This is a genomic window from Vibrio sp. Hal054 (assembly GCF_037162405.1).
GTDB lineage: Bacteria > Pseudomonadota > Gammaproteobacteria > Enterobacterales > Vibrionaceae > Vibrio > Vibrio diazotrophicus.
Genome location: NZ_JARLUT010000001.1, coordinates 963,519 through 980,663 on the forward strand (window position 1 = coordinate 963,519; position 17,145 = coordinate 980,663).

General features: G+C 42.5%; 13 protein-coding genes. 6 read left to right on the top strand and 7 right to left on the bottom strand.

Annotated elements, in window-relative coordinates:
• Positions 1 to 73 precede the first annotated feature (73 nt).
• Positions 74 to 769: an orotidine-5'-phosphate decarboxylase gene (gene pyrF, locus P4S58_RS04440; RefSeq protein WP_042486789.1), complete on the top strand. Its 696-nt coding sequence runs from the start codon at positions 74 to 76 to the stop codon at positions 767 to 769.
• A 43-nt stretch (positions 770 to 812) separates the two neighbouring features.
• Here the strand turns inward: pyrF and miaE are convergent, their stop codons facing one another.
• Positions 813 to 1,583 carry a tRNA isopentenyl-2-thiomethyl-A-37 hydroxylase MiaE gene (gene miaE / locus P4S58_RS04445; RefSeq protein ID WP_042486786.1) on the bottom strand — a complete coding sequence of 257 codons (771 nt, stop codon included), beginning with the start codon at positions 1,581 to 1,583 and terminating at the stop codon, positions 813 to 815.
• A 71-nt stretch (positions 1,584 to 1,654) separates the two neighbouring features.
• Complete coding sequence (locus P4S58_RS04450) at positions 1,655 to 2,419, bottom strand: hypothetical protein (RefSeq protein WP_042486783.1); 765 nt, start codon at positions 2,417 to 2,419, stop codon at positions 1,655 to 1,657.
• Between the two features lie 313 nt (positions 2,420 to 2,732).
• Between P4S58_RS04450 and cysB the strand changes: the two genes are divergently transcribed.
• Positions 2,733 to 3,707: an HTH-type transcriptional regulator CysB gene (gene cysB / locus P4S58_RS04455; protein ID WP_042486780.1), complete on the top strand. Its 975-nt coding sequence runs from the start codon at positions 2,733 to 2,735 to the stop codon at positions 3,705 to 3,707.
• 54 nt (positions 3,708 to 3,761) lie between these two features.
• Positions 3,762 to 4,964: a methyltransferase gene (locus tag P4S58_RS04460; RefSeq protein ID WP_102968133.1), complete on the top strand. Its 1,203-nt coding sequence runs from the start codon at positions 3,762 to 3,764 to the stop codon at positions 4,962 to 4,964.
• A 44-nt stretch (positions 4,965 to 5,008) separates the two neighbouring features.
• Here P4S58_RS04460 and ald read toward each other — a convergent pair whose 3' ends face one another.
• Positions 5,009 to 6,133, bottom strand: coding sequence for an alanine dehydrogenase (gene ald / locus P4S58_RS04465; protein WP_042486774.1), 1,125 nt, complete (start codon positions 6,131 to 6,133; stop codon positions 5,009 to 5,011).
• Positions 6,134 to 6,289: 156 nt separating this feature from the next.
• Here ald and lrp point away from each other — a divergent pair, with 156 nt between their 5' ends.
• Both lrp and P4S58_RS04475 read left to right on the top strand, forming a co-directional pair.
• Positions 6,290 to 6,784: a leucine-responsive transcriptional regulator Lrp gene (gene lrp / locus P4S58_RS04470; protein ID WP_004726475.1), complete on the top strand. Its 495-nt coding sequence runs from the start codon at positions 6,290 to 6,292 to the stop codon at positions 6,782 to 6,784.
• A gap of 188 nt (positions 6,785 to 6,972) precedes the next feature.
• Positions 6,973 to 9,840: a DNA translocase FtsK gene (locus P4S58_RS04475; protein WP_102968134.1), complete on the top strand. Its 2,868-nt coding sequence runs from the start codon at positions 6,973 to 6,975 to the stop codon at positions 9,838 to 9,840.
• Between the two features lie 71 nt (positions 9,841 to 9,911).
• On the opposite strand, the gene dsbB is transcribed toward P4S58_RS04475, so the two are convergent.
• Together dsbB and nhaB are read right to left on the bottom strand one after the other, a co-directional pair.
• Positions 9,912 to 10,388 carry a disulfide bond formation protein DsbB gene (gene dsbB / locus P4S58_RS04480; RefSeq protein ID WP_373279115.1) on the bottom strand — a complete coding sequence of 159 codons (477 nt, stop codon included), beginning with the start codon at positions 10,386 to 10,388 and terminating at the stop codon, positions 9,912 to 9,914.
• 140 nt (positions 10,389 to 10,528) lie between these two features.
• Entirely contained in the window at positions 10,529 to 12,121 is a 1,593-nt protein-coding gene (gene nhaB, locus P4S58_RS04485; RefSeq protein WP_042486761.1) for a Na(+)/H(+) antiporter NhaB, read from the bottom strand.
• A gap of 640 nt (positions 12,122 to 12,761) precedes the next feature.
• Between nhaB and fadR the strand changes: the two genes are divergently transcribed.
• Complete coding sequence (gene fadR, locus P4S58_RS04490) at positions 12,762 to 13,601, top strand: fatty acid metabolism transcriptional regulator FadR (protein WP_042486759.1); 840 nt, start codon at positions 12,762 to 12,764, stop codon at positions 13,599 to 13,601.
• A 46-nt stretch (positions 13,602 to 13,647) separates the two neighbouring features.
• Here fadR and P4S58_RS04495 read toward each other — a convergent pair whose 3' ends face one another.
• On the bottom strand, positions 13,648 to 14,808 hold the full coding sequence (locus P4S58_RS04495; protein WP_337163017.1) for a DUF1887 family protein: 1,161 nt from the start codon (positions 14,806 to 14,808) through the stop codon (positions 13,648 to 13,650).
• A 177-nt stretch (positions 14,809 to 14,985) separates the two neighbouring features.
• The gene (locus P4S58_RS04500; protein WP_042486756.1) at positions 14,986 to 16,977 is read right to left on the bottom strand and encodes a methyl-accepting chemotaxis protein; all 1,992 of its coding nucleotides are present in this window, start codon (positions 16,975 to 16,977) and stop codon (positions 14,986 to 14,988) included.
• Between the last annotated feature and the right edge of the window lie 168 nt (positions 16,978 to 17,145).

Sequence of the window (17,145 nt, forward strand, 5' to 3'; positions counted from 1 at the left end):
TGTCATCAGCCAATAAGACTTGCAGCTCTAATGGCTGCATTTTTTTAAGCTCAATCAATACTTAGGAGTAGAAATGAACGACCAGAAAGTGATCGTTGCACTGGATTATGATAATCAAGCGGATGCGCTTGCATTTGTCAGTAGAATCGACCCAACAAGCTGTCGCTTAAAAGTGGGCAAAGAGATGTTTACGCTTTTTGGCCCAGATTTCGTTCGTGAACTACATAAACGTGGCTTCTCTGTATTCTTAGATCTTAAGTTTCATGACATCCCAAATACCTGTTCTAAAGCAGTAAAAGCTGCCGCTGAACTTGGAGTTTGGATGGTCAACGTCCATGCTAGTGGTGGTGAGCGCATGATGGCTGCTTCTCGAGAAATCTTAGAACCGTATGGTAAAGACCGTCCATTGTTAATTGGTGTAACGGTATTGACGAGCATGGAGCAAAGTGATCTTGCTGGTATTGGCTTGGATATTAAACCTCAGGATCAAGTAATGCGTTTAGCGACCCTGACAAAAAATGCTGGCTTAGATGGCGTGGTGTGTTCTGCACAAGAATCTCAAATGCTCAAACAAAGCTTAGGTAAGGAGTTTAAATTGGTGACTCCTGGTATTCGTCCGGCTGGCGCTGATGTTGGTGATCAACGCCGTATTATGACGCCATATGAAGCCGTTAAAGCAGGTTCAGATTACCTAGTAATTGGCCGACCAATCACTCAAGCTGCAGACCCAGCCGTAGTACTTGCAGAAATTAACGCATCATTAGCGTAAGTAATTGAACTACAAAAAAGCCAGCGATACTCGCTGGCTTTTTCTATACCGGGGAACCGGAATGGAATCGAAACTCAGTGTCGTTGGAAGAGATAAGCTTGGCTTCTACTTCGCCAAAATACTTAACTCTGTCTGTAATATCTTGTGTAGATATTTTCTCAGCAAGTGCTAAGTAATCCTGATAGTGACGTGCTTCAGAGCGCAAGAGAGAAATATAGAACTTCTGAATAGATTCTTCTAAATAAGGAGCGAGCTTAGCAAAGCGTTCGCATGAGCGGGCTTCGATATATGCACCGATAATTAGCTTATCTATAAGAGCTTCTGGTTCATAAGTTCGGACGTGTTTTATCATGCCTTTCGCGTAACGACTCGCTGTAATAGGGCGATATTCTAAGCCTTGTTGTTCAATGATTTCCAAAACCTGATAAAAGTGATGCAGCTCTTCTTTAATAAGGAGCACCATTTTGTCAATCATGTCTTGTCCATAAGCGCAGCCTTCTTTGGCGCTAATTGATTTTGATAGCTGGCTTTTCCCGCACAACGTATCTAGGCTTCCTATGCCTTTGTAAGCAAATAGCTCATATGGCTCCACAAGCTGGGTTATCTGCTTTTTACCTTCTTCAGTAAGCGCATATCGCTTTAGTAAAAAAACAGCGCTCTGAGCCGCTTTCAGCTCACATAAGAGATGGTCGCGTAGGATTCTAGATAAGTTCGCAGGTCTTCTGGCTTCTTCAATCCAAGCATCAGGTGTCGGGCATTGTAGAAACTGATGGATTGGGACGAGCAGAGTATTGAAGGTTTGGTCTTGGTTCATAATTCTTATAATAAAAAAGGTTGCCGAGGCAACCTTTCATCAAACTGAGTGTTACGTTGGTAACAAGTATATTACCACTTTTTCTTTTCACCAAAGAGCGCTTCCATATCACTGTTACGTTCTTTTTCTTCAATCTCTTGAAGTTCAGTTGCGCTTTTTGATTGGCGTCTATGCTCGAGATCATCATACATTTGCTGTAGCTTATCTCGTGCTTGGTTTGAGTAGTTATCGTTCTTTGTGCTCAGAACATCTAAGCCTTTACGTAACAACTGAATCGCGGTACCCGGTTGGCCTCGAATGATCGAATCATTTGCTCGTTTAATAACGTTTTCAATGTTGATACGGACTTGAATATTTTCGAGACGAGCATTTTCAGTCACATAAGCTTGGGTTTCAAAGCGACCTTTATTATGTTCACTCTTGATCGTATCGCGTAAACGCTTGACCAGTTTAAGCATCACAATCGCTTGCTTATCACTGCTAGGAACTTTAAAGGTTGTACTGTCACCACCCGGATGATGTTCTTTCAAATGTTTAATTTGCGCATTCATATGTTCAATACGTTGTGCCAACTGTTTATTTTTTGGCTCAAGTTCAAGCATGTTTTGCAAGCAATCCAAAATTCGAATATTTAGGCAAAGCAATAATTCTTTACTAAAAGGCAGGTGATGAGCATTACCGATTAAATCTTCGGTAGCATCAATGATTGCCAAGTATTTTGAGGATTCTTGCTTTCTTGCCGCTTCAACTTTGACTTTATACTGCAACATAATGTTGTAGCCCAAAACCAAAACTAACAGTACTGCAACCAGCGCAATGATTAAACCTATATTCATAAATTCCGTGTCTTCATTTTTCAATGACTAGTGAATAGGATACAACAACATAACTTATCACTACACCTAGAAATTTACTAATTTCATTATGTTTTTTTTGAAGCAAAAAAACGCTCCTATCTATTTTTTTGTTTGAAGGTTCGCACAAAGTTTTGCCGCTAATACTTAAGAATAGAGTTAATTTTTCATCTTAAGCAGTATTTTCTTAAATTTATCTGTTTGCTGAGCTGTGAGACCTTGCAAATTCTATTAGTATGGGTATATAACTAATAATTATAAAGCATACTCATTTAGGCAAGGAATTAGGGCAGTTATGAAGTTGCAGCAATTAAAGTATATCGTTGAGGTGGTCAACCATAATTTGAACGTTTCTGCCACAGCCGAGAGTTTGTATACATCTCAGCCAGGGATCAGTAAACAAGTTCGTTTATTGGAAGACGAGCTGGGCATTCAAATATTTGAACGAAGTGGTAAGCACCTTACTCAAGTAACGCAAGCTGGCGAAGATATTGTACGTATCTCGACAGAAATACTTTCTCGTGTCGAAAGTATCAAAGCCGTTGCGGGTGAACATACTCATCCAGAAATGGGTACGCTTAATATTTCAACTACTCATACGCAAGCACGCTATGCTCTGCCTGAAGTTATTAAAGGATTTACTGCTCGTTATCCAAAGGTATCTCTTCATATGCATCAAGGGACGCCTAGTCAAATGTCTGAAGCAATTGCCAAGGGTGTAGCGAATTTTGCTATTGCAACTGAGGCATTGCATCTATACCAAGATGCAGTAATGCTACCTTGTTATCACTGGAACCGTTCAATTGTTGTCCCTAAAGATCATCCACTAACTAAAAAAGATCGCATCTCAATTGAAGATTTGGCTGCTTTTCCTTTAGTGACTTACGTGTTTGGTTTTACAGGGCGTTCTGAACTGGACACGGCTTTTAATCGGGTAGGGTTAACACCTAAGGTTGTCTTTACTGCTACAGATGCAGACGTTATCAAAACCTATGTTCGTATGGGGATTGGTGTTGGTGTGATTGCCAGCATGGCAATTGATAAAGAGCAAGACAAAGACCTTGTCGCGATTGATGCGAGCCATATCTTCGGCGCGAGCACAACCAGTATTGGTTTCCGCAGAGGTACTTTCTTACGCTCTTATATGTTTGATTTCATGGAGCGATTTGCGCCTCATTTGACCCGTCCGGTGGTTGAACAAGCTATCTCTCTGAAATCCAATATGGAGATTGAAGAGATGTTTAAAGATATTGAACTTCCGGTACGTTAAGGCTTTTACTTCATTTCTCTCTCCGTCTAAACTACAGCCTGTTTAGGGGGAGTCATGCAGTCCAAATTTCAAACTATCGATACTTTTTTAGTCACGCACCAATCTCTTTGGCGTTTTGAAGCATTTCTGCAATGCTTTGACGGTGTTTCTTTGTGGCAACAGCAATACCCTCAGTTGCATTACTGGCTCGAGAGTCTGAGCATAGAAGAGATCGAGCGTTTGAAGAATGACACTGATGAGTTGATTAATCAGTTGTCTAACTTGATTCCTGAACTTGGTCTTATTTCTCAACTGATCAGTTTGCCCTTTACTCAGCATTCTGTATTGGAACGAAATCTTGCACTTGAGGCGGGAATTCCGGGAAGAAAGCTGTCTCAGATTAAAGCGTTAGGACAAAGTGTACTGAATCAGCATCATGGACACGAGTGGTTAGAATGGTGTTCTGGAAAGGGGTATCTTGGTCGAATTCTTGCTTTCAATTCGAAACAACCCGTTGTGAGTTTTGAGTATCAGCAAGCGCTTTGTGAATCTGGACAAAGTGATGCTGAACATCTCAATTTGCCGATGACTTTCGTTCAAGGCGACGCATTTGAATCAAAAAGTGCGCAAGTTTTTCACTCTGAGCAACATGCGGTTGCGCTACATGCGTGTGGCGATTTGCATGTTCGATTAATGCAATACGCCGCAGCTGCCAAGACAAAAGCGGTTAGCTTTTCGCCATGCTGCTACCATTTGACTCACCATGATACTTATCAAGCTCAATCTTCTATGGGCCAGAACTCCGAACTCCGATTAACCAAGCAAGAACTGCGAATCCCACTTCAGGAAACCGTAACTGGTGGAGAGCGAGTTAAACGTCATAGGCAGCAGGAAATGAGTTTCAGGCTGGGGTTAAATGCTCTACTGAGAGAAGAGTTAGGGTTTAGCGAATATATGCCCGTTCCTAGCATCAAGAAGTCCATGTTGAGTGAAGGCTTTGAAGCGTTCTGTTTATGGGCAGCCGAGCAAAAAGGCATCCTTCTTCCAAAAGTGAATTTCGCACATTATGAAAAAGTGGGTACACAATATTTTTGGCAAATGGAACGACTTAGTTTAGTTCAGCAAAGTTTTCGCCGCTTATTGGAAATTTGGCTAGTTTTAGATAAAGCGATGTTTTTGCAAGAGACAGGCTATCACGTCGAGTTGAGCGAGTTTTGCAACAGAAAGGACACGCCGAGAAATATCCTTATTCATGCAGTAAGAAACGAGAGCTTATAGCGTCTAGGACACCGAGCTTAAACTCGGCGTCCTTTTGCTTGGGATCAATTAAACATTTCTATCGCTTGTCTAGGATCTACGTAGTCAAGCTGGAAGGCATCGGCGACTGCTTTACAGGTCACTTTACCGTGAATAACATTTAACCCATTAAGTAACCCTGAATCCTCAAGTAATGCTCTTTGATACCCTTTGTTCGCGAGTTTAAGGATATAAGGTAGCGTCGCATTGTTTAGCGCGTAGGTAGAGGTTCTAGCGACCGCTCCCGGCATGTTTGCTACGCAATAGTGGACCACATCATCGATAATGTATGTTGGTTCTGCGTGCGTAGTGGCATGAGACGTTTCGAAGCAACCACCTTGGTCAATGGCAACATCGACTACGGCAGAGCCTGCTTTCATCTGGCTAATGTGCTGCTTTGTCACTAGCTTTGGAGCCGCAGCTCCGGGAATTAAAACCGCGCCTATCACTAGGTCGGCATTTAGAACATTTTGTTCTACCGTATCTTTGGTTGAGAATAAGACTTTAGCGCTGCCCTGAAATTCTTCATCAAGCTTGCGTAATGTATCGATATTTTTGTCGATGATGGTAACGTCAGCCCTTAAGCCAACCGCCATTCTCGCAGCATTTGCGCCGACTACACCGCCACCTAGAACGACGACTTTCGCTGGTGCAACGCCCGGTACACCACTGAGCAATAAACCACATCCACCACGTGATTTTTCCAACGCCTGTGCACCCGCTTGAATAGACATTCTGCCTGCGACCTCAGACATTGGTGCTAATAGTGGTAAGCGACCCATATTATCTGTTACAGTCTCATATGCTATACAGACAGCTTTGCTCTTGATTAGCTCTTCAGTTTGTGGAAAATCTGGAGCTAGGTGTAAATAAGTAAATAATATTTGCCCTTCTTTGAGCAATGCTCGTTCTACAGCTTGAGGTTCTTTAACCTTTACAATCATCTCTGCTTTCGCAAATATGTCGGCAGCGGTAGGAAGAATGGATGCGCCCGACGCGATGTAATCGTTGTCGGAAATACCAATGCCATGTCCGGCATTTGTTTCTATCAATACTTGGTGGCCGTGAGAGACCAGCTCTCTCACACTTGATGGGATCATACCAACACGGTATTCGTGGTTTTTGATTTCTTTAGGTACACCAATGATCATCCTGACTCCTTAGTCTTACTTGGTTGTATTGACTGTGTCTTGAGTTTTATGGCGAGTTTATTGCTAGTATATGCGCTATTGTTTAAGATTTGAAACTGCATATTAAAAAGTTGTAGTATATTTTTTGCAAGGAAGTAATTAAGGTGGAATATAAAAATGGCAGACAACTATAAAAGGCCGTCCAAGGATCTTGATCGTATCGACCGCAACATCTTGAATGAGTTGCAGAAAGACGGTCGTATTTCGAACGTTGAATTATCTAAGCGAGTAGGTCTATCTCCAACGCCGTGCTTGGAGCGTGTACGTCGCTTAGAACGTCAGGGATACATTACTGGATATACAGCGTTATTAAACCCTCAGTACCTTGATGCATCACTATTGGTTTTTGTAGAAATTACTCTAAACCGTGGTGCGCCAGACGTGTTTGAACAGTTTAATACTGCAGTACAAAAACTGGATGATATTCAAGAATGTCATTTGGTTTCAGGTGATTTCGACTACTTGTTGAAAACTCGTGTATCAGACATGGGTGCTTACCGTAAGTTACTTGGGGATACCTTGTTGCGTTTACCTGGTGTAAACGACACTCGAACCTACGTAGTAATGGAAGAAGTTAAACAAACCAATCAGTTAGTCATTAAAACTCGTTAATCGTGCTGAAGCTCAGAATAGTGGTATTTCTTTCCGCATTCTGACTTTAGTTAATTGGGTTTTTGACCTTGATATGGTTAAATCTTCGAACAAACCGAGCGGCTTTTGCCGCTCGGACTGTTTTCACCTATCCAATATGAGTATAGTGTTACTCACGTTGGCCATAATAATCATATTCAAGTTGGTTTATGTTCAAAGAGAACAAAAATAAAGTCGAAACAATTATCAAAACGAGTGAAGAGTTTGACTCTGGACGTTTGGATGGTATTCAAAGACTTAAAGAGTGCGGGCTGATACTGGCTGTTCTGGCTTCTATTTTATTAGCAGTAGCACTGTTCACATTTAGTCCTGCCGATCCCTCATGGTCTCAAACTGCATGGGGTTCTGATATTCAAAACGGTGGCGGAATTGTCGGCGCTTGGGTCGCTGACACGTTATTTTTTGTCTTCGGTTCACTTGCTTACCCTTTACCCATTATTTTAACCGCTGGTGCGTGGGTGGTATTTCGTAAACGCCGTGAAGATGAAAGCATTGATTTAATGCTTTGGGGAACGCGCTTGCTTGGGCTAGTGGTCCTTTTGTTAACCAGCTGTGGGTTGGCGGACATTAATTTTGACGACATCTGGTACTTTTCGTCTGGTGGTGTTGTCGGTGACGTTCTTACTAGCTTAGCTTTGCCTACGCTAAACGTTCTGGGAGCTACGTTGGCCTTGCTTTTCTTTTGGGGCGCAGGTTTTACACTATTAACAGGCATTTCATGGCTGAGTATCGTAGAAAAACTAGGCGATTCTAGTATCGCAGGTCTTCATTGGGTACTTAATCGCATGCGTGGTGAAAAAGACGAAATCATTGAACCTCAACTAACGCCGCCATCGCTTATAGAACCTATTCAAACCCAAGCGTTAGAACCTGCAGATGAAACTCTCGATTCTGTTGAAAGCATTTCTGCTGTTCCTCAGGAGACAGAATACGAGTCTCAGCCAACAGAACGTCGCTTCAATATTCATATGCCGAAAGAAGAGCCAGTGAGCCGTTCTATAGCTGAAGAGGAAGAATCCTTATCAACGCCACTCTCTCCAGCTCCTAATTATAATTATGACGAGGATGAGGAAATTCCTCCTCGTAGTAAGCAACTGTCAGCAACAATTGAAGAGCTCGATATGGTTGCCCGTGAATCGGATGACTTTGCTCAAGATGATGTTCCCTCTAGCTCTGAGTCTGAACACGATCGATTCATTGACCAGATAGATATTGTTGACGAACCACCAGTAGATGCACGCCAACTTGAAAATGTAGTGAATGCCGTAGAGTTGGAAGATGACACTCACATTGAGCCCACAATTTCTAACTTTGATGTTCTCGATGATGACGAGGACGAATGGCAACCTCCGTCTGCGCAGTCTGAATATGACATTGATGATTATGAAGATGAAGACAGTAACGAGATAGAAGAAGACAAAGACCTCACGGCTTTCCAGAGTCTAGTTTCTGACGCTCAGGCAAATATGGCAGGGCAACAAAACCCATTCTTGATACAAAAAGACGTTAACTTGCCAAAACCGTCTGAACCAATGCCGACACTGGAACTGCTCTATCATCCAGAGAAACGTGAAAACTTCATTGACCGAGCAGCTTTGGAAGAGATCGCTCGCTTGGTTGAAGCGAAATTGGCAGATTATAAGATACAAGCAGAAGTGGTCGATATCTTCCCTGGACCGGTTATCACGCGTTTTGAACTGGATTTAGCACCGGGTGTTAAGGTTAGCCGAATTTCGAGCTTGTCGATGGATTTAGCGCGTTCTCTGTCTGCCATGGCAGTACGTGTGGTTGAAGTTATACCGGGTAAACCATACGTCGGTCTGGAATTACCGAATATGAGCCGCCAAACCGTGTATTTGTCTGACGTTATAAGCAGCCCTCAGTTTAAAGAGTCTAAATCTCCGACCACAATCGTACTAGGGCAGGATATTGCAGGTGAAGCTGTGGTCGCCGATCTTTCCAAAATGCCTCATGTGCTTGTTGCGGGTACAACAGGCTCAGGTAAATCGGTGGGCGTGAACGTCATGATTCTAAGTATGTTGTATAAGTCGACACCGGAAGATGTTCGTTTCATCATGATTGACCCGAAAATGTTGGAGCTTTCTATTTATGAAGGTATCCCGCATTTGCTGTCTGAAGTAGTGACAGACATGAAAGACGCATCGAATGCATTGCGTTGGTGTGTTGGCGAAATGGAACGTAGATACAAGCTTATGTCTGTATTAGGTGTGCGAAACATTAAAGGTTTCAATGACAAATTGAAGATGGCCGCTGAAGCTGGTCACCCGATTCACGACCCATTGTGGAAAGAAGGTGACAGCATGGATACGGAAGCGCCACTGCTTGAGAAGTTACCTTACATTGTAGTGGTCGTGGATGAGTTCGCAGACTTAATGATGGTGGTGGGCAAGAAAGTTGAAGAGCTGATTGCTCGTCTTGCTCAGAAAGCTCGTGCCGCGGGTATTCACCTGATATTGGCAACACAACGCCCTTCTGTTGATGTGATTACAGGCCTAATCAAAGCGAATATTCCAACTCGCGTAGCGTTTACGGTATCGACTAAGACTGACTCTCGGACCATTCTAGATCAAGGTGGCGCGGAATCGCTGCTTGGTATGGGTGATATGCTTTATTTGCCTCCGGGTTCCAGTCATACAATACGTGTGCATGGTGCATTCGCATCCGATGATGATGTACATGCTGTGGTGAACAACTGGAAAGCGCGCGGTAAACCAAACTACATCAACGACATTATCAGTGGCGATCAAAGCCCAGAGATGATGCTACCGGGTGAAAGAATGGAAAGTGATGAAGAGGTTGACCCTCTGTTTGATCAGGTAGTAGAACACGTTGTAGAAACGCGTCGAGGTTCTGTTTCTGGCGTACAGCGTCGCTTTAAAATTGGTTACAACCGAGCAGCGCGTATTGTCGAACAGCTGGAAGCTCAGGGAATAGTGAGTGCTCCGGGTCACAATGGTAACCGTGAAGTTCTTTCTCCAGCACCAATCAGAGATTAACAATCAACAAGTTGTGAGTATCGAAAAGGCGCCAATTGGCGCCTTTTTTAATGACATTCAGTGAATTATCGTTAGCTGAAGAATCGTCTTTTCTCTTTAAAAAACTGGGAGATAACAATGACCGCAAGTACAAACAGGTTAGCGGCAAAGATAACGACTAGCCATTGAGGCATTGATAAATCGAAGAACTGCCAAACGATCTCACTACAGTCGCCATAGGCTTCGAACATCCAAGGGAACCATTGGTTTAGTGGTGCCCCGCTCGGGAATTGAACAAACACATCGCAGGTGGCAAAAGGAGACGGGTGGAACTGATATTGAACGTGCTGGAGCGAAAGCTTTAAACCTTTGTAGGCGCTATAACCCCAACCCGCAAAGCCTAACCAACGAAACAGTGGATTCTTAGGTGCAATTAATCCCACAATTGCAGCACCACCGATTCCCAACATCGCAACGCGTTCATAAATACACATCACGCATGGTGCTAACACCAACACATGCTGGAAGAAAAGCGCACACGCTTCAAAAAACAGCACAAATCCCAACAACAACATCCATGAGATTCGGCTTTTAGAAAATGTGTGCAATTTAGAAAAGAAATTCACAGTTGATCCTTACCGTTTAAATAAAAAAGCTCTGAGTTATCAGAGCTTTTTATCTTGAAATAGTTTCCTATTCAATACAAATTTTAGTGTCCTTCTGGAGCAAGGCTACCAACGGCACTAATAGGATGATGAGAAAGCCAGCCTAAATCGTAGAACATATGCGTCATTGGCTCGGCTAGGAAGATTATGCCAGCTAGGCCTACCAATGTAAGTACTATGGTATATGGCAGCGCCATCACTACCATTCGACCGTAAGATAGACGAATTAGCGGAGCCAGTGCTGAAGTTAGCAAGAACAGGAACGCGGCTTGACCGTTTGGTGTCGCAACAGATGGTAGGTTAGTACCAGTGTTAATAGCAACGGCGAGCAAATCGAATTGATCGCGGGTAATAATTCCCTGAACCATGGCTTCTTTAACTTCGTTGATGTACACAGTACCAACAAACACATTGTCCGAAACCATGGATAGCAGACCATTTGCTACATAGAACAAGGCTAGCTGTGTGCCACTGTCTTCAATGTGAAGCACTGCATCGATGATTGGCTTGAACAAGTGTTGGTCAATGATTACCGCAACAATCGAGAAGAACACGGCCAGTAGGGCGGTAAATGGCAATGCTTCTTCAAACGCCTTACCCATTGAGTGTTCTTCGATAACACCAGTAAATGCAGTAGCAAGAATAATTACAGAAAGTCCAATAAGACCAACGGCTGCTAAGTGAAGAGCTAAACCTACAATTAGCCAAACAGCGATGATGCCTTGTACCCAAAGTTTAGCGACATCTTGATTAGTACGCGTTTTACGCTCTTCTGTGTCAAAATCGATAAGAATTTGTCGAACGTTGGCTGGTAGCTCACTGCCGTAGCCGAACACTTTAAATTTCTCGACTAATACGCAGGTAATAATACCGCAGAAAAATACTGGGACAGTGACAGGAGCCATGCGGATTAAGAACTCACCGAAGAACCAGCCAGCCTGATCTGCAATGATAAGGTTCTGAGGTTCACCAACCATAGTCATTACGCCACCTAAAGCGGTACCTACACCAGCATGCATTAATAGTGAACGCAAAAAGCCACGGTAGTTCTCTAAATCATCACGAGTCAGTTCTGAAATGTGTTCATCATGAGTGTGGTCATGTGATGAGTTGAATGTCTTCCCTGAAGCAACTTTATGATAAATAGAGTAGAAACCGACAGCGACACTAATAATCACAGCAATAACGGTTAGAGCATCTAAGAAAGCGGACAAAAATGCCGCAGTAATGCAAAACGCAACGGAAAGGGCAACTTTTGAACGGATACCAAGCAGTATTTTAGTGAATATAAACAGCAGCAGGTTCTTCATGAAGTAGATACCTGCAACCATAAATACCAGTAGAAGCAGTACTTCAATATTGGCAACTAATTCGTGTTTTACTTGACCTGGGCTAGTCATCCCAATCGCAATTGCTTCTATTGCCAATAAACCGCCAGGTTGAAGCGGATAGCACTTAAGTGCCATTGCCAAAGTGAAAATAAATTCAATGACAAGTAGCCAGCCGGCAATAAACGGATTGATAAAAAAGAAAACGATTGGATTAATTATAAGAAAGGCAATTATGGCAACTTTGTACCAATCAGGTGCTTTTCCTAGGAAATTCTTGATAAAAGCGTTTCCAAGGGACATCGGCATGGTAATTACTCTCACTGTTATAAAAAAATTAACAAGGATATGTGCAAGCTTTGATTTGAACCTCAATAGGTTTGGAATCAAAGTCTTTCAACAGTGACTTAGAGAGGCAATAATGAAATTTGCCTATTTAGAACCTTGCCAAGTCACTCCCTGATCAAAACAAGCACTCTAGACTTCGACCGCAACTCTACCTGCATAAGTTATTTAGTCAACAATCTGCTTGAAAGTGTTGAAGCTAGGATTATTTATTTTTTAGCTGGATATTGTGGCTTCATTTATAACCTGAAGCTAATTAAAAAGTTATTTTCAAGCCTATAGGATTAATAAATGTGCGTAAATACTACAAAGCTCACGTAAATTACTCTATTTAGGTAAGTTTATTTTGCTATTTGTTCAATTATTATTGTGATTAAACTCTCTTTTTTTATGTGGTTTTTGTGCATTAAAAGTTACCAATTGAAATATTTTGAAACATATTTTAAGCACTTAAATAAGGTGAGGAATTGGTTCGTCGGAGAATTCTTTTTTCATGCGTTAGCTTTGTGACAAGTTTAGGGCTGCTTTGTTTCCGCTTGGTGATAACTAGTGGTATGATGAGTCACATTTGAATCTAATAAATAGAAAACTGGATAAGTACTTAATGGTTATTAAGGCAAAAAGCCCAGCAGGTTTCGCAGAAAAATACATCATCGAAAGCATTTGGAACGGTCGTTTCCCACCAGGCTCCATTCTTCCTGCAGAGCGTGAACTCTCTGAACTTATAGGTGTTACTCGAACAACGTTACGTGAAGTTCTTCAGCGTTTGGCACGAGATGGTTGGTTGACTATTCAACATGGTAAGCCAACGAAAGTGAACCAGTTCATGGAAACATCTGGTTTACATATTTTAGATACGTTAATGACGTTAGATGCAGACAATGCAACCAGTATTGTTGAAGACCTACTAGCGGCTCGTACAAATATCAGCCCTATCTTTATGCGTTATGCCTTTAAGGTAAATAAAGAGAATTCAGAACGTACAATTACTAATGTGATTGAGTCGTGTGAAGCGCTTCTGGCTGCTGAGTCATGGGATGCATTTATGGCATCTTGGCCATTTGCAGAGAAGTTACAGCAGCATGTTAAAGATGACGGTGAGAAAGACGAAGAAAAGCGTCAGTCAGTGTTGATTGCTAAGACTTTTAACTATTACGACTACATGTTGTTTCAGCGTTTAGCATTCCATTCTGGTAACCAAATCTACGGTTTGATTTTTAACGGTGTGAGAAAGCTTTACGACCGTGTGGGAAGTTATTATTTCTCGAATCCAGAAGCTCGAGAACGCTCTCTGGCGTTTTATCGAGAACTATTGGCGATTTGCTGCTCGGGCGATCGAGAACAGCTACCGGGTGTGATTCGTCACTATGGCATTGATAGTGCTCAGATCTGGAACAAGATGAAAGATACTCTGCCATCGAACTTCACTGAAGACGATTCCTAATAGAAAAGCCCGCTGGAAAGCGGGCGTTTTTAATCGCGCTATATATCTAAATGTTTTCTCTGCCACCGGCTTGTTTAAACCAAGCTGTAAGGTGTGTTTTGAGATCTTTTAACTCTTCAGGGCCGATTAATGCGAGCCCAAGATCTTCCGCTCGAGTAATATCGTTATGGCGTAGAGGTCTGAAGCTTACTAACATCGCTCGTGCTTGTAACCCTCCGAGCAAGTCTCTTAGAGATTCCAGTTTATACAAGGTGTCATCGCCATCATCACGCATACCTTTGGTTTTGCACTCAATGATATACAGCTTGTTGTTAACAACGGTTGCGATGTCCAGCTCGTTACGAACTTCTTTCTCACCCAACTGACGGTAAACCTGAACGTTTAAAGAACGATCCTGAATGGTCGGTAAGTCATCTTGAATCTGCTTAACAGTGCTGTGTACAAGAGTTTCTAACCATTCGCCGTTCGAAAATCGACGTGCATCTTCGTTTGCAAACGTGAGAACACCATTTTCATAGGTGGCAATCTCTGTTTCAACCAAGTCATTCAATAACATGTTCAGTTCACGATAGCCTTGCTGTTTTTCAGAAAGCTCTACATCTAACCGCTGCTCTTTACGACATGTTGTTGCTAGATAGTTCAGTGTTGCTAAGCCAGGACCAAGTTCTAAAGCATTACCCGCCCAACGTTCACCCAAGTTATACAGTTTTTCATCCAACTGAGGTGGGATGTTATGTTCACTGAACTCACCACGAGCACTGAATATGGTCAGGTAATCAGAGATGGTGATGTGGTCTTGTACCTGAGTATCCGTATTGCCATCTGGATAAAGCCAGCATAAACAATCACTGTTAGGTTCCACGACGAATATTGGCCAGTGATAGGTGCGGAATACTTCGTAAACACAAAGAAGTCTGTGTCTGAGACCGCAACTTGCATTCAGTTTGATCGGCAGGTTGCGTTGCTTTAAGTCATCAGCAAGAACATTTACCGCTTTCTTGATCTCGGCAACGTTAGAACCTGCCGGAATTTCGAAAAACTCGGAAGTGATATCTCGCTGGCTCAGTACTTTATTCAGGCGAAGATACATTGCTTCTTGCGAGCTATCCCCAACAAAAACAATATGACGACTTGCAGTTCTGTTATCTAAAAGTGGGGTAACCAGACGGACGGGGTCTTGGTCAATAATGCCAACATGAACAGCCATAGTTTTTCCTCATGTTTGGCTTGCAAAAAGAGTTAAGTATGAAAGGTTTGCCGCAAGCCATAGCTATCATATAACGGTGCGAGACGTAAAAAACAAGGGTGACCTTATAGAAAAGGTCACCCTTATGGTAGTTTTTACTCAATGATTACAATCTTGAGCTTAAAGTGCACAGTAAAATTACAATTTAAATCTGTGTACTAACGAACTTTGCTGTGCTGCTAGTTGGGTTAAGTTCGTGCTGTTATCTGCAATTTCAGCCATTGCACGATAGCTCTCATCAGAGATCAAGTTGATGTCCTCAATACTGCGGGCAATACTTGTTGTTGTCTCGTTTTGTTCTGCTGCTGCTTGTGAAATATGCGTACTCATCTGACTGATTTCTATGATGAGTGCTTGTATCTCTTCCATTGCGCTGTTGGCATTTGACGCTTGCTCAACAGATTGCTCCATATCTTTCATACAGCTTTCGATCACTTTACTTGCTGAAGTAGAGCTTGATTGAAGGTTACTGATCATATTCTCGATTTCAGCGGTTGATTCGGTCGTGCGTTGTGCAAGAACACGTACTTCATCAGCAACCACAGCAAAACCTCGACCTTGCTCACCCGCACGCGCTGCTTCAATCGCGGCGTTTAGTGCAAGTAGGTTGGTTTGCTCTGCGATGTTGCGAATTACATCGAGAATGCTGCCAATTTGGCTGCTCATTCGGCGTAGATCGTTAGTAGCCTCCACTGATTCATTCAATCGAGCTTCCAACTGGTTAATGGTCGAAATGTTTTGGCTCATGATTACTCGACCCGATTCAGAGGCGGTTTCAACTTGCTGAACCATCTGCAGAGAGCTTTGAGCACTATTTGCTACTTCACCCACTGAATGCGCCATCTCTGTCATTGCTGTTGCAACGCTCGCCGTTTGTTCACGTTGATTGTTTAGCTGAGACTGTGCGCCTTGTGATGTTGCTTGGTTGTTGTTTGCTGTAGACGTTAGGGCATCTGATGCTTGGTTGAGCTTTTTCAGAATGTCATGCAGGCTATCTGCGAGGGTATTGATATGACCACTCACACGACTGAATTCGTTGTTGTAACGAATATCGATACGTTGCGTCATATCACCATCAGTTAAGCTTTCTAGTGTGGTAAGAATGCGTTTCAGAGGTTCACGTACACTTTGAGCTAAGTGGTAGCCAATAGCGATGGCAACAACAAGTACAGCAATACCAATACCAACTGCTTTGTAGAGACCTTGTTGATAAACATCACCCGCTTCAACCAATGAGCCGTTTAGATCGTTGGTCGCGGCTTCGTTAAATGAATCCAAAATGGTCATTGCGTTATCGATTTCTGCCGCAAGGTTACCAATGTTTTCATAGAGTGCAGCACGAGCTTTAAGATATTCGTTGTGTTGGTCGAGTACGCCGCCTTTCTTGCCGATGTCTTGAGTAAATTGCTCAACTTTCTTTTCAAATACACTTTTAAGACCTGGAAGTTGAGTTACCAGACCGCGATATGCGTAGTTCAGATGAGTAACCGCTTTTTTGTTCAGTGCTACAGCTTTTTCAACAAAAGCGACATCACTACTTGCCAACGCATCTGAAGTGATTACCTCGGCATCGCGAAGTTTAATGAAGTAACTTTTCGCCATCACTTTGACTGAAATATTGTTTTCACCGTCAACGGCTTCTTTCATGCCAGCGCTCAGCTCTGCCTGTAAGCGTTGGAACTCTCGAGTTGATTTTTGTACCTTAGCTTGCGCATCAAACATTGCCTGATAATTATTCATCGCTTTATCGGCTTCGGTGAAATAACGGTCTTCTAATTGTTTAAGCGTTTCGACGCGCTCAATCAGATCGGAGTGTGAAACACTGGCTTCCTGTAGCTGATTTAATGTTTCGCTGAACTTGTCCTTGGCAGAAACAAACGAACTGCGAATTTCGTCCATTCGTTCAAGGTTCTGAGTGGTCAGAAAGTCCTTAAATGATTTGTCTGCAGACAATAACTGAACGCTAGTTTGATTGGATAAAGAAACAAGCGGAAGAGCTGTTTTCGATACACTTTCAAAATTAGAATGAATTTGGTTCATTCCGCTCATCATGATGGCAACTGTTACAGCGAACATGACGATAATTAATGCAAAACCAGCATACATCCGTCTTATTACGGAACCTTGCATACTTCTACCCCCAATAAATACATTCTCAAAAAATAAAAAAACTAAAAGTTGCTCTATGGCAAATGGCTCAACGACTAGACAAGCAAGTGATATTCTATGAATGATTAATCGACAGTTTTTAGAGGAAAGTTACAAAATTGTAATTTAGCTGGCGTGAAAATTGAATTC

What these genes read in the sequence shown, in the direction of transcription:
- pyrF (WP_042486789.1), top strand. Translation starts at nt 74, where the DNA reads ATGAACGACCAGAAAGTGATCGTTGCACTGGATTATGATAATCAAGCG.
- P4S58_RS04495 (WP_337163017.1), bottom strand. Translation starts at nt 14,808, where the DNA reads ATGGCTGTTCATGTTGGCATTATTGACCAAGACCCCGTCCGTCTGGTT.
- P4S58_RS04460 (WP_102968133.1), top strand. Translation starts at nt 3,762, where the DNA reads ATGCAGTCCAAATTTCAAACTATCGATACTTTTTTAGTCACGCACCAA.
- lrp (WP_004726475.1), top strand. Translation starts at nt 6,290, where the DNA reads ATGGCAGACAACTATAAAAGGCCGTCCAAGGATCTTGATCGTATCGAC.
- ald (WP_042486774.1), bottom strand. Translation starts at nt 6,133, where the DNA reads ATGATCATTGGTGTACCTAAAGAAATCAAAAACCACGAATACCGTGTT.
- fadR (WP_042486759.1), top strand. Translation starts at nt 12,762, where the DNA reads ATGGTTATTAAGGCAAAAAGCCCAGCAGGTTTCGCAGAAAAATACATC.
- P4S58_RS04500 (WP_042486756.1), bottom strand. Translation starts at nt 16,977, where the DNA reads ATGCAAGGTTCCGTAATAAGACGGATGTATGCTGGTTTTGCATTAATT.
- nhaB (WP_042486761.1), bottom strand. Translation starts at nt 12,121, where the DNA reads ATGCCGATGTCCCTTGGAAACGCTTTTATCAAGAATTTCCTAGGAAAA.
- cysB (WP_042486780.1), top strand. Translation starts at nt 2,733, where the DNA reads ATGAAGTTGCAGCAATTAAAGTATATCGTTGAGGTGGTCAACCATAAT.
- P4S58_RS04475 (WP_102968134.1), top strand. Translation starts at nt 6,973, where the DNA reads ATGTTCAAAGAGAACAAAAATAAAGTCGAAACAATTATCAAAACGAGT.
- miaE (WP_042486786.1), bottom strand. Translation starts at nt 1,583, where the DNA reads ATGAACCAAGACCAAACCTTCAATACTCTGCTCGTCCCAATCCATCAG.
- P4S58_RS04450 (WP_042486783.1), bottom strand. Translation starts at nt 2,419, where the DNA reads ATGAATATAGGTTTAATCATTGCGCTGGTTGCAGTACTGTTAGTTTTG.